Genomic DNA, 13691 nt, shown 5'->3' with positions numbered 1-13691 from the left:
GGTCATTGGGTCCATACTCTATGGACGTCTATATGGCCTACACGAATATCGCCGCCTTGGCGATCTCGGAGACTATGCGGGAACGAGTTAGGTTCTGGCGTTGCCGCGCGGCTGGCGTAACGGGTGCGGTGTCACGTCATGTTGAGGTTGCTTGCTGCGGATAAGTTTCACAAACTCGTCGGCAATCACGCTGGTGCTGAAATGGCGCTGCACGAAATCCCGCGCCGCTGCCGCCATAGGCAGGCGGCGTGCCGGATCGCAAAGGGCAAGAATGGCATCGCGCCATGCGCCGACATCGCCAGGCGGTAACAGCAAGCCGGTGACGTTAGGCGAGAGCGTTTCGGGAATGCCGCCGATGGCGCTGCCCAGGACCGGGACGCCGGAGGCCTGCGCCTCGACTGAAACCCGCCCGAACGTTTCCGTGGCGATGGATGGAAAGGCCAGCATCGACAGCGCGGTGTAGTAGGGATGCACGTCGTTGATCCAGCCCAGTACGTGATGCCGCTCGGCAAAGGGCCCGGCGGCAATCCGTTCGTGCAGCTCTTGCGAGCTGGGGCCGTGGCCCAGCCACAGGCAGTGCAGGCGCGGCTCGCGCGCCATGGCCTCGTGCGCCGCGTCGAGCAAGGTGAAAACGCCCTTGCTGCCGTGAATACGGCCGGCGTAGCCCAGGACGATCGCCTCATCGTCGATGCCGAGCGATTGCAGGATCTCATGGCGCTTTTGTGGGTCGGGCTGGCAAGAGGCCATGTTCACCGGGTTATAAATCACCTGCACCAGATCCGCAGGCGTTCCGCGATCCAGATAAGCCTGGCGCGCATGCTGCGAGACCGCGAGAAAATGCTGTGCAAGGCGCGGCAGCAGGTAGCCGGAGATCCGACTCATCGGCGGCGTGCGATGGCGGAACAACGTTACCGGTATCCGCAATAACCGGCCCAGCAAGATCAGCGGCCAATACTCTTTACCGAAATTGCCGATCAGCATGTCGGGCTTTAACTGCCGCGCGGCCTTGAAGCTCGCGGCATAACCGCGGACATCGAGGATGTTGCGAAACTTTGCCGGGTACAGCCGCACGTTGGCGTCGGCTAACCCTTGGGCAATCAACCCATCGGGATAGGCCACCACGCTTACTTGATGGCCCGCTTCGGCAACTGCCTGAATCAAGGCGATGAAGTGAGTGGCTGCACCTGTGTGCTCCGGATTGGTGCCGACGAAGAGGAATTTCATGCGTTCCGCCGGTCTTCGTAGCCGCTGAACGCGCGCATGGCGAACTGCGGCAGGATGTGATGGCGGGCGACTTGCACGCGCGGCAGCCGCAACAGGTTCATGCCCGTGCTGGCGCGACCGCGCTGGGTCGTTGTCGCAGCGGTATAGCCGGCGGCTTGGGTGGCCTGGGCCACGCGGTCATCCATATCGCCATAGGGGTAGCAAAACTGCGTCACCGGCGCGCCGAGGCAATCTTCCAGGTCGGTTTTGCTGCCGTGGATTTCGTCACGCAGTTGGGCATCGGAGCATTGGGTCAGTCGTGGGTGGGTGCGCGTATGCGCGCCGATTTCCATGCCGCCATCGTGCCAGGCGCGTACTTGCGCCGCTGTCATCAAGGGCTTGCGAACGCCGAGACGTTCGGCGTCCCACTGATTAAATTGGCCGATGCCGCCGCTGACCACGTAGCAGGTGGCGCTAAAGCCGTAGCGCTGCAATACGGGCAGCGCATTGTCGAGATTGTCGGCGTAGCCATCGTCAAGGGTGATCACCGCTACCCGGCCTTGCTTCTCGCCACGCAGGTAAGGCATCGCGGCCGACATCGACAATCCGTTATAGCCAAGGCGGCGCAATAGCCACATCTGGCGTGCGAACGCCGCCGGATTCACATACAGGCTGCGCCAGCGGCTCAGGCCGCGTGGTGCAGATGCGATGTTGTGATACATGAAAATGGGAAAGGCCATAGTCCGCAATGCATCCATGCTCATGTCACACCTTTTGCCGGCGCATGGCCGGGTGGTGGAGATGAGGCGTGTACGAGGGGCGATAAATCGATATGACAGATCGGGGTCTAGCAGTAGGCGTTTTACCGGGCTTGGCTGTCGCCTGCCTGTCGATGGGCTGAAGCCTCAATTAACGATGCCCGCAGGCCCTTTTTACGGGCAATGGATGGCCGTAGAGGCGATTTCTTTCGGGTGGCTAGTCACAGGGTTATCGGCGTGGAGGCGGCGGTCGATGTGAGGTGCCTGAGAACGGCTCAGTAGATCGGCGGTGCGCCGTCGGGGCGGGTCTTGAATCGCTTATGTACCCACAGGTATTGCTCGGGTGCCTCGCGGGCCATTTGCTCGATACAGCCATTGATGCGGGCGGTGTCGTTCAAGGCATCCGTGCTGGGAAAATCGTCCAGCGGAGCACCCAGGCGCATGGCGTAGCCGCGCGCCCGACATGCGGGCCAGGTGATGGGTGGCGGTAATCGTCGCCGCCAGTACCCCGAAAAAGGGCACAAAGACGTTGTCCTTGCTGCGCATATCCTGATCGGGCGCGTACCAGAGGGTGCCGCCTTGGCGCAGGTATTTCACGGTACCGCGAATATCGTCCTTGTCGAACATCGCATCGGCGTAATCCAGCCGGGCACGCAACACGGTCCACTCGAAAGCGGCCGAATCCATTTGTCGGTACATGCCGGCGATGCGGATATGTTGCGATACCAGTCGTGCGCATAACTCCAAATGCGAGAAGTGGCCACCGACCAGCAGCACGCCTTTACCCTGCGCGCGCGCGGCCTCGAGATGTTCCAGGCCCTCGATGGTGACCGGTACTTTGCTTACGGCGCGGTTACTGCCCATCCAGCCGAGGGCGAACTCCATCAGCATCAGGCCGATGTCACGCAGATGCGCATCGACCAAGGCTTCCTGCTCCGGCTTGGACAGCTCGGGAAAGCACAGCGCGATATTGGTCTGGGCGACATCGCGCCGGGCCGAGTTGACCAGCAAAATCAGATCGCCTAGCCGGCGGCCCAGCCACATCAGCACGGCATAGGGCAGGCGCGCAATCAGCCAGGTCACGCCGACACCTAGCCAGGCCGGCCATTGCAGCGGAGAAAGCAGGGAGCGGGTGAAATGAGGGCGGGGGGTACCAGGCATTGGCGGCATTGTAGCGGGGCCGGGCCGCGCGGGCAGCGCATCGTGGCGGCGGATTTCTCCAATCCCCTTGCGTCGCATCGCTATACTGCGGCGTTTGACCCCCCAGTGTCTGTGTTCATCCTTCCTGGTAGCCGGCGCCGAAAGCGGTTTGCGCGTGGCGGGAAGATCGGCGGAGTGTATGCCGATGAGAACCGCGTGATGATGCAGCTTTGCGGGCGAACCGACTCATAGGGCCTGCCGTTGCGCTATCTCTACACCCTTGCGATGTACCTGGTGACCCCTTTCATCATGCTGCGCTTGCTGGCGCGCGGTGTGCGCTATCGCGACTATCACCGGCGTTGGCGCGAGCGTTTTGGCTTTCCCAGCGCACCGGCGGTTTCTGGCAGTTTGTGGGTGCATGCCGTTTCGGTGGGCGAGGTCAATGCGGCTGAGCCGCTGATCAAGGCACTGCGCGACAGTTATCCGAACGCGCCACTGGTGGTGACCACGGTCACTCCGACAGGCTCCGAGCGGGTACGCCAGTTGTTTGGCGATAGCGTGGTGCACGTCTATCTGCCATACGATTTGCCGTTTGCGGTATCGCGTTTTCTGCAACGGGTGCGGCCGCGCCTGGCCATTATTGTCGAGACCGAGATCTGGCCGAATCTGTACTTCGCCTGTCGCCGACGCGGTATCCCCTTGATGATTGTCAATGCGCGCTTGTCGGAGCGCTCGCTGCGCGGCTACAAGCCGATGGGCGGGCTGGTACGTTCGGCCTTGAGCTGCGTATGCCTGATCGCGGCGCAGTCACGTACCGATGCCGCCCGCTATCACTTGTTGGGTGCCGATCCGTCCACGATTCTGGTCAGCGGCAATATGAAGTTCGATATGCCGGTGGCCGATGGTGCCGTGCCTGCGGGCGAGGAGTTGCGCCAGCAATGGGGGCGGTTGCGGCCGGTGTGGATTGCCGGCAGCACGCATGAAGGCGAAGAGATGCCGGTGCTCGAAGCGCATCTTGAAGTGCTGAAGCGTTTGCCCGATGCCTTGTTGCTGATCGCGCCGCGTCATCCGGAGCGCTTCAAGATGGTCGAGCATTCTGCGCGCAGCCTGGGTTTTTCCGTGGCGACGCGCAGTGCTGACCGCGTACCTTCGGAGTCGCACCAGGTTTTCGTCATCGACGCGATGGGCGAATTGATGCCGTTTTATGCGGCGGCTGATCTGGCCTTTGTCGGCGGCAGCTTGATTCCCATTGGCGGCCACAACGTACTGGAGCCTGCTGCGTTATCCACGCCGGTGCTGGTCGGGCCGCATACCTTCAATTTCGAAGAGATCACCCTGACGCTGATCCGGGAAGGCGGCGGTGCGCGAGTGAAGGGCAAGGAGGATCTGGGTAAAGAAGTATTGCGGCTGTTGCTCGATACGGCCCGGCGCGAGCGCATGGGCGCTAGTGCGCGCGTGGTTTTCGATAGCGAGCGCGGTGCGGTGCGGCGAGTGATGGGCCTGATCGACAAGCAGTTGCAGGAGTAAGCCCTGTAAAACAAACGGCCGGGCTTTGCGGGCCCGGCCGCTGTTAACGCGGCAACTTAGCTGTGCGCGGCCATTACTGCAGCAGGGCGTTGACCGCTTCTAGATCTTTCATGCCGATGCTGCCGGCATCCTGCTTGAGCTGCAGCTGCGATAGCACGAATTGATGCCTGTTTTGCGAATAGGTGCTCTGGGCGTTGGTCAGCACCTGGATCGCATTCAACACGTCGATCATGGTCTGGGTGCCTACATCGAAACCGGCACGGGTTGCCTCGACTGATTTCTTGCCCGAATCCACCGCGGCCTTGCCAGCCTCTACCTGAGCGATGCCGGCGACCACGATGCGGTAGTCGTTGAGCACGTTGTAGACCACCTGGCGACGGTTCGATTCCAGCGTATCTTGCGCGGCATCGCGCTGATAAATCGCCTGGCGTACTTTCGACTGCGTGGCGCCGCCTTCAAAGATCGGTATCGACAAGGTCACGCCGAAGGTGTTGCCGAAGCTGCCGTTGCCGGTACCTGAACTCGAGCCGCCATTCTCGGACCAGGACGATGTCTTGCTACGAGTCACGGTGCCGTTCAATGTCGGCAAGTGGCCGGCGCGCGCGGCACTGATGCTGCGCTCTGCTGCCTGCACGGTGAACTGCTGGGAGAGGATGGTCGGGTTGTTCTTGATCGCGTCCTGCACCCACTGGTTCGGATCATCCGGCGACGGTGGATTCATCGGCAGATCTTCGCGCAGCTTCTTCAGATTTTCACTCGGCTTACCGGTGATTTGAGTCAGCGCTTCGCGGGCGGCTGCCAGGTTGTTCTGCGCGGTAATCGTCTGCGCTCTGGCCAGCTCGTACTGCGACTTGGCCTGGTAGACAGCGGTGATTGCCGAGAGGCCTACCTTGTAGCGCTGGTCAGCCTGGTCGAAGGTGAGCTTGAGGGCATCCTCGTTGGCCTTCGAAAAGGTCAGTGCGTCTTCGCTGGTCAGTACGGTGAAATAGGCCGAGGTGACACGCACATACAGCAGCTGCGAGGCGGCATCATAGGTTTGGTCTCCGGCGCGGGCACTGTAACGCGTAGCCGAGAGGGTGGCCCAGTTGGCGAGATTGACGATCGGCACGCCCAGGGTCGCGCCTATGGTACGGCTGCGCGTGTGACCGCCGCCGGCTCCGTTGCCCTTGCCCTGCAATGGTAAGCAATCGTAGGTGCCGTTACCTGCGCTAATACCCGAGCACAGAAAGTTGTTATTGCCGCCACCAAGACCGGTGCTGCTGCTGGGGCTCTGGTTCAACGCTACCGAGCCTGCCAGGTTCGGCAACAACAGCGCACGTGCCTGCGGTACGTTTTCGGAGGTGATCAATCGCTGCGCATCGGCGAGCGCCAGCACCGGATCGTTGGCACGCGCTTCACGGTATGCATCCAGCAAATCCTCACTGCGACCAGACAGCGGCAGCACTGCCAGGGTCAGGGCAAGGGTCAGAAGCTTCAAGCGCATGGGTTGCCTCATTCGGATAGATCAAATCGTATTGAATAGGGAGGGGCAGGTTGCCCAGAATCAAAAAGTAAAACGACGCGGGGGTTCGGCGTGTGCAAGATACGGCAGGTCGGTTTCGAACAACCCCTCTTCGTGGTAACGGCCATTGCCCTCGTGGGTCAACAACAGCACCTGCTGCGCCGGTGACTCGCCACGAACGACCAGCAGGCGACCACCCGGCCGCAACCAGCTGAGAAAGCGCGGTGGAATCTCATGAACGGCGCCGGTGATGGCGATGGCGTCGAATTGACCGGCCGGCTGCCAGCCCGCCACGCCTTCGCCCACTTCAAGTGTTACGTTGCTGATCCGCGCCGCGGCCAGGCGCTGGCCTGCGGTGGCAATGAAGTCGGGATGGATATCGATACTGGTGACGTGCGCCGACAGGCTGGCCAGGCAGGCGGTGAGAAAGCCGGAGCCGGTGCCGATTTCCAGCACGTGATCGGTCGCGGCGACGTCCAGCGCCTGCAATACGCGCCCCTCGATGACCGGCTTCATCATCACTTCGCCATGGCCCAGCGGCAGGCACACGTCGGTAAACGCCAGCTGTCGGTGCTCGGCGGCGACGAAATCTTCGCGACGCAGACTGCTGAGTACGTTGAGTACGCGGCTATCGAGCACCTCCCAGGGGCGCACTTGGTTTTCCACCATGTTTTGCCGCGCCTGTTCGAAGTTCATCGCCATCTCGCTCACATCCCGTACAAATCGTAAAAAGGTCAGAAAGGATAAGTGCTTAGCCCTGTTCCGACAATGACATAAGCCTGCGGCTTGGCGTAGGCATCACGAAGTGCCGGAAGTCACCGCGCCAAACTGACGAAAGTCATATGGGAAGCGGTGTCCGCGGACACATGACACACCTGACGGCACCTTCAGTAGAACTGGCAGACGGGGTAAGGGTAAATTCCACAAAATAACGAGGCGTGACAGCCTTGAGTAAGCTTCATGGAAAATAATTGAACCGAGCCGTATAATAAACAGCATTCTGCCATTTGTGAAGGTGTAAGCATGACCATCGCTCCGCAAATCAAGCCTCAAGGGCCCGGACGCCCGAAGGACATGGAGAAGCGTGCCGCGATTCTCGAAGCCGCTAAAGCCCTGTTTATTCGCAACGCGTTTGCCGGTACCAGCATGGATGCCGTCGCCGCTGAAGCCGGGGTCTCCAAGCTCACTGTTTATAGCCATTTCGGTGACAAGGACAATCTGTTTCGCGAAGTGATTCGCGCTCGTGTCCAGGATCTGATTCCCGAAGAAACCTATCAATACGACCCGCATGTCGACAGGCGCGACACGTTGTTGCGCATTGCCCTGCATCACATTCATCTCGATTGCGATGCGCAGAATGTAGGCACTTTTCGCGCCATTTTGAGTGATTGTCGCCAGGGCAATCCGCGTTACGGCAAATTGCTGTGGGAAGAAGGCCCCACCCGCACGCACATCCTGATGGAAAGTCTGCTGCAACATGCGGTCGACGACGGCAAGCTCGATATTGCCAATGTGGCGCGCGCCAGCGTGCAGTTCATGTCGTTGATCAAGGGTGAAATGATGCTGCGCCGGATGTTTGGCTGCGATCAATGCCCGCAGTCGTATGCCGCGGAGATGGAACAGACCGCGCGTGACGGCGTCGACACCTTCATGCGTGCCTATCTGCCGCGTTGAGTAGCCGTATACCCCGCTTCGTGCTTGAATAGCCGCTTGTTGAAGCGGGGGTGCTGGCGGTAGCCGGCTGAGAGAGTCCCTTCGAACCTGATCCGGCTAGCACCGGTGTAGGGAGCTTCGTCGCACGAGGGCAGCCGCGTGCGCCCGGCACCATCGCTTCGTCTGGGGGTAACGCCCCGCAAAGAATCCATGCCCTCTGGCATGGGCTTCTCAAGCCAATAGGACGAACGCCGATGAACGCCTTGCCCTCCGATCTCGCGCGCGCAGCGCAGAAACTCTCCGAAGCCGTGGTGCGGCCAATCCCCGGGTCGCGCAAGATCCATGTGCAGGGCAGCCGCTCCGATCTGCGTGTGCCGCTGCGCGAGATCACCCAGGCGCAAACGCCAACCTTGTTCGGCGGCGAAGCCAACCCGTCGATTACGGTTTACGACACCTCGGGCCCCTATACCGATCCCGCATATCATGTCGATCTGGTCGCCGGGCTGCCGGCAGTGCGCTCGACCTGGATTGCCGAGCGCGGCGATGTCGAGTCTTTGCCCGACCTCACCTCGGCCTTTGGTCGCCAGCGTGCGGCCGATCCTAGGCTTGCCGATTTCCGTTTTGGCGCAACGCGTACTCCGCTGCGGGCCAGGGCGGGCGCCAATGTCACACAGATGCACTATGCCCGTCGCGGCATCATCACGCCGGAAATGGAATACATCGCGATTCGCGAGAATCAGCGTATCGAAGCCTTGGCGGACAGTGCCCTGTGCCGTCAGCATCCGGGCCAATCGTTCGGCGCGGCGCTACCCAAGCTGATTACCCCGGAATTCGTGCGTGATGAAGTGGCGCGCGGCCGCGCGATCATTCCCGCCAATATCAATCACCCTGAAAGCGAGCCGATGATTATCGGCCGCAACTTCCTCACCAAGATCAACGCGAACATCGGCAATTCGGCGGTGTCTTCGGGCATTGCCGAAGAAGTGGAGAAGCTGGTGTGGTCGATCCGCTGGGGCGGTGACACCGTGATGGATCTGTCAACGGGCAAGCATATTCACGAGACGCGTGAATGGATTATCCGTAACTCACCGGTACCGATCGGCACGGTGCCGATCTACCAGGCCTTGGAAAAAGTCGGCGGCGTGGCCGAGGACCTGACCTGGGAGCTGTTCCGCGACACCTTGATCGAACAAGCCGAGCAGGGCGTGGATTACTTCACCATCCACGCGGGTGTGCTGCTGCGCTTCGTGCCGCTGACTGCCAAGCGCGTTACCGGCATTGTCTCGCGCGGCGGTTCGATCATGGCCAAGTGGTGCCTGGCGCATCACAAAGAGAATTTTCTCTACACGCACTTCGAAGATATCTGCGAGATCATGAAAGCCTACGACGTGTCGTTCAGTCTGGGCGATGGTTTGCGCCCCGGTTGTGTCGCCGACGCCAATGATGCGGCGCAGTTCGGTGAGCTCGATACCCTGGGCGAGCTGACCCAGATCGCCTGGAAACACGACGTGCAGGTGATGATCGAAGGCCCCGGCCATGTACCGATGCAGCTGATCAAAGAAAACATGGAGCGCCAGCTGGAAAAATGCCACGAGGCGCCGTTCTACACCTTGGGGCCGTTGACCACCGATATCGCACCGGGTTACGACCACATTACCTCGGCGATCGGCGCGGCGATGATCGGCTGGTTTGGTACCGCCATGCTTTGCTATGTCACGCCCAAAGAGCACTTGGGCCTGCCCAATAAGCAGGATGTGCGCGACGGCATCATCGCCTACAAAATTGCCGCGCACGCTGCGGATCTCGCCAAGGGCCATCCCGGGGCGCAGGTGCGTGACAACGCCCTGAGCAAGGCGCGCTTTGAGTTTCGCTGGGACGATCAGTTCAATCTGGGCCTGGATCCGGAGAAGGCCAAGGAGTTTCACGATGAGACTTTGCCCAAAGATGCGCACAAATCAGCGCATTTTTGTTCGATGTGCGGGCCCAAGTTCTGCTCGATGAAGATCACCCAGGACGTGCGTGATTACGCCGCCGAGCACGGTACCGGCGCATTCGAAGCTATCGATGAGGGCATGGCGGAAAAAGCTGCGGAGTTCCGAGCCCAGGGCGCTGAGGTTTATCACAAGGCCTGATTCAGCTTCGTTTGTATGCCATTGGGGTGGATCGTGCGTTGAATTGCTCATCCCCCGCCCATGGAGTCATCCGATGGAACAGGTTACCGCCACTCAATCGAGTCCGGCCCGATCCAGCCACACGCTGCTACGCAGCGTGTTGACACTGATGGCGTTGCTGCTGTTGTTGATATGTATCGTGATGTGGTGGTGGGTGACCGGGTCGGATGCATTCGATTCGCTCACGGATATCGCCGCTCTGCCGATATCCCCCGGCGATTTGCTGCGCAGTCTGGCGTAGACATCGTCTTCACAAAGGGCAGTAATCAGCGCAGGCCTGCGGCAGACAGGCACAAAAAAACGCGGCGTCCTCAGGACGCCGCGTTTTTTGAAAAACCAAATTAATGCTGATCGGCGGTGTAGCGAGTGATGCCGGCGACGATTTCAGCCTTGGCCTCATCGGCACCGACCCAGCCTTCGAGCTTGACCCACTTACCCTTTTCCAGATCTTTGTAGTGCTCGAAGAAGTGGCCGATACGCTCCAGCCAATGGCCGGAAACTTCCTTGATGTCTTTGATGTGCGCATAACCGGCGAAGATCTTCGCCACCGGCACCACCACCAGCTTCTCGTCGGCACCGGCTTCGTCGGACATCTTCAGCATGCCGACCGGATGGCAACGGATCACCGAGCCCGGCACCAGTGGCAACGGCAAGATCACCAACGCGTCCAGCGGATCGCCATCGCCGCCCAGGGTGCCCGGCACATAGCCGTAGTTGCACGGGTAACGCATCGGGGTCGACAGAATGCGATCGACAAAAATCGCGCCGCTCTGCTTCTCGACTTCGTACTTGACCGGCTCGGCATCCTTGGGGATTTCGATGATGACGTTGATTTCGTTCGGCACGTCACGGCCGGCGGGGACGAGATGCAGACCCATGGGTAGTCCTTAAAGATGAAAGTAAAGGGAGGGGTAAAGCGCGCAAGGATACGGCAAACGCCGCCTCGCCGGCACCCGCCAAATCACCATTCAGGTGCGAAAAGGCCGTTCGCGCAGCCATTTGGTGGCGATCCACTTCTCGCCCCGCAATACCGGCAGACCCGCATGCAGCGAAGATTGATCCCCGCTTTCATAGGCGAAATAGACGGCTGAACCGCGCCAGGCGGTGACTGTCAGGCCCAGTGCGGGAAAGCCGGTGCCGCCACCTTCCTCGGGTGTGTTCAGGTACATCACCACGCTGGCCACGCGCTGGCCGCCTTTGGCGGTAATCGCCGTATAGCCTGGCTGGGCGGGATCGAACCAGTCGAAATGCGGTTCGTATTCCTGGCCGGGCTGATAATTCAGTATTTGCAGGCCCTCGCCGTGATCGGCCGGCATATCGAACAGATCGGCAAGGCGTTTTTCGATGACCTGGATCAACGGTAATTCACCCAGCGCAAAAAACATGCCCTGGCTGGTGCGAGTTTCGTCGACTTGATGCTGGCCGTGGCTATCGACCGTAAGCGCGCGCTGCAGGCGTGGCTTCGCCAGTTCGATCAGTGCGGCGCATTCCTGTGCCGACAGCAGACCTTCCAGGACGCGTAACGGCGGAGCATCGACGCTGACGCTGACCCGCACCGTTTGGCCGCCCACCGTGACCCAGGGGGCCTCGGGATGGCGTGGGCGGCGCCCTGATGGCTTGGCCGTCGAAGCGGTCAGTGCCGCGATCGGAATCTTCAGCACCTCGGACACCATCCGTCGGCTTTGCGCCAGGTCGTACCCGGCTTCCTTCATCAAGCGCAGCAGATCGTTCACGCCATGGCCGGCACGGGCTGTGGCGAGAATCCACTCGCGCAGTTCAGGGCGGATCTTGGTGTGCAGTTTCATGAGGTATAGGGCTGGCGATTCATGGGAAATGGCTCCCTCTCCAACAGGCACAGAGGGAGCCGGTGGCAAGTGTTACTTCACGTGATCCCACAGATAGGTGTAACCGAGCGCATTCATGAAGGCAGATTGTTTGTTGTCCGCCGCCGCGCCGTGACCGCCTTCGATATTCTCGTAGAAGCTGCTGTCGTAACCCAGGTCGGTCAGTTTTGCGTACATTTTGCGTGCGTGCACCGGCCCGACGCGGTCATCGCGGGTTGAAGTGGTGAACAGCGCGGGCGGATATTTCTGCCCGGCTTTGGCATTGGTATACGGCGAGAAGGTTTTGATCCAGGCCCATTCAGCCGGTTTGTCGGGATCGCCGTACTCGGCAATCCACGAGGCACCAGCGGAGAGATGGGTGTAGCGCTGCATGTCGAGTAAGGCCACCTGGCTGACGATGGCGCCGTACAGCTGTGGATAAAGCGTGAGCATATTGCCCATCAGCAAACCGCCATTGCTGCCGCCCATCGCGCCGAGATGTTTTGGCGAGGTAATTTTGCGGGCGAACAGATCTTCCGAGACGGCGGCGAAATCTTCGTAGGCACGCAAGCGATTCGCCTTGAGTGCCGCCTTGTGCCAGCGCGGGCCGTATTCGCCGCCACCACGGATATTGGCCAGCACATAGACCCCGCCTTGCTCCAGCCAGGCGCGGCCGATGCTGCCGCTATAGCTGGGTTGCAGCGAAATCTCGAAGCCGCCATAGCCGTATTGCAAGGTCGGATTCTTGCCGTTGGCCTGCAGGTTTTTTGGGGCGATCTCGAAGTAAGGCACGCGGGTGCCGTCCTTGGAGGTGGCGAAGTGCTGGCTCACCGTATAACGCGAGGCATCGAAGAAGCTGGGGCTGTTCTTCAGCGTGGTGGGTTCGCCTTCGCCCAGCTTGCCGTAGTACAGCGTGGTCGGCTGCAGGAACCCACTCACCGTGAGAAAGTAATCGTCGCTGTCATCGGCATCGATGCCTTTCGCGGCGATGGTGGACAGTTCAGGGGCGCCGCCCAGGCCTTCGCGTTTCCAGTCGCCCGCTTGCGGGGTGAGCACTTCGAGTTTGTTCACCACGTTTTCCATCACGTTGAGAATCAAGTGATGGCGGGTCCACGAATAGCCGTCCAGCGCGGTGCTTTCAGTGGGTTCGAACAGAACGGTGATATCCCGCTTGCCGGCCATGTAGTCGTCGAACTTGGTGGCCAGCAGCGAGCCCGATTTATAGGTTTTGCCGGCGACAGTCCAGTCGTTGCGTGGCTCGATCAGCATCCATTCGCGCTCGACACTGGTGTTGGTGTCATTGGGCACGTCGATCTTGATCAGTTTGCCGTCCTTGCCGCGGACATAGGTTTCGCTGTCGTAAAAGGCCAGCTGGCGATTGACGAAATCACGCTCGAAACCCGGTGTCTGGTCGCGAAAAGCCGACACGCTCATATCGTCGTTCTTGCCTTCGTACACCGTCACAGCGCTAGCCAGCGGGGTGCCGCGCTGCCACTCTTTGACGATGCGCGGATAGCTTGAGGTGGTCATCGAGCCGGGGCCGAAATCGGTAGCCACGTAAAGATGATCGCGATCTTTCCAGGCCACATTGCTTTTGGCCTCGGGCAGTTCGAAGCCACCTTTGACGAACTGCTTGTCCTTCAGGTCGAACTCACGCACCACATCGGCATCGGCACCGCCGCGGGACAGAAAAATCAGGCAGCGCTGGTTGTCCGGCCGCAGGCATTGCTCGCTATGCCACACCCAGTTTTCGTTCTCGGCCTTGGACAGCGCATCGAGATCGATCACGGTTTCCCACGCCGGCTGAGGTTTGCGGTATTCGGCCAGCGAGGTACGCCGCCACAGGCCCTTGGGGTGCTCTTTATCGCGCCACAGGTTGTAGTAGCTATCGCCGATCTTGCTGATCATCGGAATG

11 protein-coding genes, 1 pseudogene and 1 riboswitch are annotated in these 13691 nt (G+C 60.5%); of the genes and pseudogenes, 4 read left to right on the top strand and 8 right to left on the bottom strand.

Annotated elements, in window-relative coordinates:
• Positions 1-87: 87 nt before the first annotated feature.
• The 3 genes and pseudogenes from OUZ52_RS09730 to lpxL all read right to left on the bottom strand — a co-directional run bounded on the left by OUZ52_RS09730 (position 88) and on the right by lpxL (position 3131).
• Positions 88-1224, bottom strand: a complete 1137-nt coding sequence (locus OUZ52_RS09730) for a glycosyltransferase family 4 protein (protein WP_266158192.1) — start codon at positions 1222-1224, stop codon at positions 88-90.
• Complete coding sequence (locus OUZ52_RS09725) at positions 1221-1943, bottom strand: polysaccharide deacetylase family protein (protein ID WP_266158191.1); 723 nt, start codon at positions 1941-1943, stop codon at positions 1221-1223. Before OUZ52_RS09725 ends, OUZ52_RS09730 begins: the two co-directional genes overlap by 4 nt.
• Positions 1944-2236: 293 nt before the next feature.
• Positions 2237-3131 (bottom strand): annotated as a pseudogene (gene lpxL, locus OUZ52_RS09720) (LpxL/LpxP family Kdo(2)-lipid IV(A) lauroyl/palmitoleoyl acyltransferase).
• Between the two features lie 255 nt (positions 3132-3386).
• Here lpxL and waaA point away from each other — a divergent pair.
• Complete coding sequence (waaA, locus tag OUZ52_RS09715) at positions 3387-4628, top strand: lipid IV(A) 3-deoxy-D-manno-octulosonic acid transferase (protein ID WP_425493827.1); 1242 nt, start codon at positions 3387-3389, stop codon at positions 4626-4628.
• Positions 4629-4701: 73 nt separating this feature from the next.
• Here the strand turns inward: waaA and OUZ52_RS09710 are convergent, their stop codons facing one another.
• Together OUZ52_RS09710 and OUZ52_RS09705 are read right to left on the bottom strand one after the other, a co-directional pair.
• Positions 4702-6111: a TolC family outer membrane protein gene (locus tag OUZ52_RS09710; protein WP_266158189.1), complete on the bottom strand. Its 1410-nt coding sequence runs from the start codon at positions 6109-6111 to the stop codon at positions 4702-4704.
• Positions 6112-6171: 60 nt separating this feature from the next.
• Complete coding sequence (locus tag OUZ52_RS09705) at positions 6172-6831, bottom strand: protein-L-isoaspartate O-methyltransferase family protein (RefSeq protein WP_266158188.1); 660 nt, start codon at positions 6829-6831, stop codon at positions 6172-6174.
• A 321-nt stretch (positions 6832-7152) separates the two neighbouring features.
• On the opposite strand from OUZ52_RS09705, the gene OUZ52_RS09700 reads away from it, so the two are divergent.
• The 3 genes from OUZ52_RS09700 to OUZ52_RS09690 all read left to right on the top strand — a co-directional run bounded on the left by OUZ52_RS09700 (position 7153) and on the right by OUZ52_RS09690 (position 10194).
• Complete coding sequence (locus OUZ52_RS09700) at positions 7153-7803, top strand: TetR/AcrR family transcriptional regulator (RefSeq protein WP_266158187.1); 651 nt, start codon at positions 7153-7155, stop codon at positions 7801-7803.
• Positions 7804-7839: 36 nt separating this feature from the next.
• Positions 7840-7934, top strand: a riboswitch (TPP riboswitch).
• A gap of 102 nt (positions 7935-8036) precedes the next feature.
• Positions 8037-9914, top strand: coding sequence for a phosphomethylpyrimidine synthase ThiC (thiC, locus tag OUZ52_RS09695; protein WP_266158186.1), 1878 nt, complete (start codon positions 8037-8039; stop codon positions 9912-9914).
• Positions 9915-9987: 73 nt separating this feature from the next.
• Complete coding sequence (locus tag OUZ52_RS09690; protein WP_266158185.1) at positions 9988-10194, top strand: hypothetical protein; 207 nt, start codon at positions 9988-9990, stop codon at positions 10192-10194.
• Between the two features lie 100 nt (positions 10195-10294).
• Here the strand turns inward: OUZ52_RS09690 and ppa are convergent, their stop codons facing one another.
• From ppa to OUZ52_RS09675, 3 genes are all read right to left on the bottom strand, one after another.
• Entirely contained in the window at positions 10295-10831 is a 537-nt protein-coding gene (gene ppa / locus OUZ52_RS09685; RefSeq protein WP_266158184.1) for an inorganic diphosphatase, read from the bottom strand.
• 90 nt (positions 10832-10921) lie between these two features.
• The gene (locus OUZ52_RS09680) at positions 10922-11758 is read right to left on the bottom strand and encodes a 2OG-Fe(II) oxygenase (protein WP_266158183.1); all 837 of its coding nucleotides are present in this window, start codon (positions 11756-11758) and stop codon (positions 10922-10924) included.
• A 72-nt stretch (positions 11759-11830) separates the two neighbouring features.
• The coding region (locus OUZ52_RS09675; protein ID WP_266158182.1) for a prolyl oligopeptidase family serine peptidase at positions 11831-13691 on the bottom strand (1861 nt) is incomplete at its 5' end.

The organism is Dyella silvatica, from assembly GCF_026283955.1.
GTDB classification, from domain to species: domain Bacteria; phylum Pseudomonadota; class Gammaproteobacteria; order Xanthomonadales; family Rhodanobacteraceae; genus Dyella_C; species Dyella_C silvatica.
Note: the sequence above shows the minus strand (reverse complement) of the source record. Positions and strands in the feature narration are given on the sequence as shown.

What these genes read in the sequence shown, in the direction of transcription:
- OUZ52_RS09690 (WP_266158185.1), top strand. Translation starts at nt 9,988, where the DNA reads ATGGAACAGGTTACCGCCACTCAATCGAGTCCGGCCCGATCCAGCCAC.
- OUZ52_RS09730 (WP_266158192.1), bottom strand. Translation starts at nt 1,224, where the DNA reads ATGAAATTCCTCTTCGTCGGCACCAATCCGGAGCACACAGGTGCAGCC.
- thiC (WP_266158186.1), top strand. Translation starts at nt 8,037, where the DNA reads ATGAACGCCTTGCCCTCCGATCTCGCGCGCGCAGCGCAGAAACTCTCC.
- OUZ52_RS09680 (WP_266158183.1), bottom strand. Translation starts at nt 11,758, where the DNA reads ATGAAACTGCACACCAAGATCCGCCCTGAACTGCGCGAGTGGATTCTC.
- waaA (WP_425493827.1), top strand. Translation starts at nt 3,387, where the DNA reads ATGTACCTGGTGACCCCTTTCATCATGCTGCGCTTGCTGGCGCGCGGT.
- OUZ52_RS09705 (WP_266158188.1), bottom strand. Translation starts at nt 6,831, where the DNA reads ATGGCGATGAACTTCGAACAGGCGCGGCAAAACATGGTGGAAAACCAA.
- OUZ52_RS09710 (WP_266158189.1), bottom strand. Translation starts at nt 6,111, where the DNA reads ATGCGCTTGAAGCTTCTGACCCTTGCCCTGACCCTGGCAGTGCTGCCG.
- ppa (WP_266158184.1), bottom strand. Translation starts at nt 10,831, where the DNA reads ATGGGTCTGCATCTCGTCCCCGCCGGCCGTGACGTGCCGAACGAAATC.
- OUZ52_RS09700 (WP_266158187.1), top strand. Translation starts at nt 7,153, where the DNA reads ATGACCATCGCTCCGCAAATCAAGCCTCAAGGGCCCGGACGCCCGAAG.
- OUZ52_RS09725 (WP_266158191.1), bottom strand. Translation starts at nt 1,943, where the DNA reads ATGGCCTTTCCCATTTTCATGTATCACAACATCGCATCTGCACCACGC.